This is a genomic window from Streptomyces sp. NRRL WC-3549 (genome assembly GCF_000721935.1).
Classification (GTDB): domain Bacteria; phylum Actinomycetota; class Actinomycetes; order Streptomycetales; family Streptomycetaceae; genus Streptomyces.
The window spans coordinates 26,945-28,191 of the sequence record NZ_KL585411.1; the positions used below are offsets into that span (position 1 = coordinate 26,945).

Below are 1,247 nucleotides of genomic sequence, written 5' to 3' on the forward strand. Positions count from 1 at the left end.
CCCCCGGCAGCCGGTCGGCGGACGGGACGGCCGCGCCGTTGCCGAGGATCTCCAGCAGGCGCGCCGAGGCCCGCTCGGCCTGCGCCAGGACCGCCTCGTTGAGGGCGCGGTTGCGCGAGACGACGTTGCGGGCCACCTCCAGCTCGTCGAGGGCGAGCTCCACCTCGCGGCGGTCGTCGACGTACGGTTCGAAGCAGGGCCAGTGCTGGACCATCAGCTCGCGCAGTTGAGGGAGCGTCAGGAAGCTGAGGACGTTGTCGTCGGCCGGGTCCAGGAGGTACCCCTTGCGGCGGGAGACCTCCCGGACGGCCACGGCGCGCTGCACCCACTCCTGCCCGGCGGGTCCCGCGGCGGCCACCACCCAGTCCTCGCCGTGCACCGGCTCGTAGATCGGACGGACCACCGCGGAGACCACGGCGCGCAGTCGCTGTTCGACGAGATTCAGCCAGATGTAGGCCCGGCCGGCGCGCTGGGCCCGGGTGCGCACCTCGTTCCAGTCGTCGGCGCCCCAGTCCAGCTCCACGCCGATCTCCATGGGCTGCGCGAGGGAAACCGCCCCCGGCGGGGCATCGGTCGACTCCCCCTCGTGACCTGTGTCACCTGGGGGCAGCTCGAACCCTCCCGAGCTCACCCGCGCACCGCCTTCCGATCCCCCACCAACGATCAAGGAAGGGTACTCCGGGAGCGGGAGCCGGTGCAGCCGGATGCACAGGCTCATCACTCAACTCCCCAGCATCCCCGGCACCTTCCCGCTGCCCGCATCGCCGGGAGTGAGCTGATTCATAGGGATTGGACACGCCGCGTACCCGGCGAACCGGGCGCCGGGGCGGTCGGGCGGCCGGTGTCACCTGCCGGGCGACGGCGAGGTGTCCGAAGTTGACCGGCCGGGCGGCGTCCGGGACGACGGGACCCGACCGCACCGGCCGACCTACTAGGCACAGACGCATCTTTCGGGGATTATCGGGTCAAGAACCCCGAAGCACCCGGATCAGAAGTGGAAGAGTCCTATCTATGCAGGTCTGGCCGGGACAGGCGTATCCCCTCGGTGCCACGTACGACGGCGCCGGGACCAACTTCGCGGTCTTCTCGGAGGCCGCCGACCGGATCGAGTTGTGCCTGCTGCACGACGACGGTTCAGAAACGGCGGTGGAGCTCCGCGAGACCGATGCCTTCGTCCGTCACGCCTTTCTGCCCGGCGTGATGCCCGGTCAGCGCTACGGCTTCCGGGTGCACGGCCCGTACGAGCC

Annotated in this window: 1 protein-coding gene and 1 pseudogene; one reads left to right on the forward strand and one right to left on the reverse strand. The window is 70.8% G+C overall.

The genetic code is table 11. The features are described 5' to 3' along the window. Positions 1–535 (reverse strand): SAV2148 family HEPN domain-containing protein (locus IH13_RS0120150; protein WP_267883864.1); only part of this gene is annotated, 535 nt, incomplete at its 3' end. Positions 536–1,011: 476 nt separating this feature from the next. Here IH13_RS0120150 and IH13_RS0120155 point away from each other — a divergent pair. Continuing rightward, positions 1,012–1,247, forward strand: a pseudogene (locus IH13_RS0120155) (glycogen debranching enzyme); the annotation flags it as partial.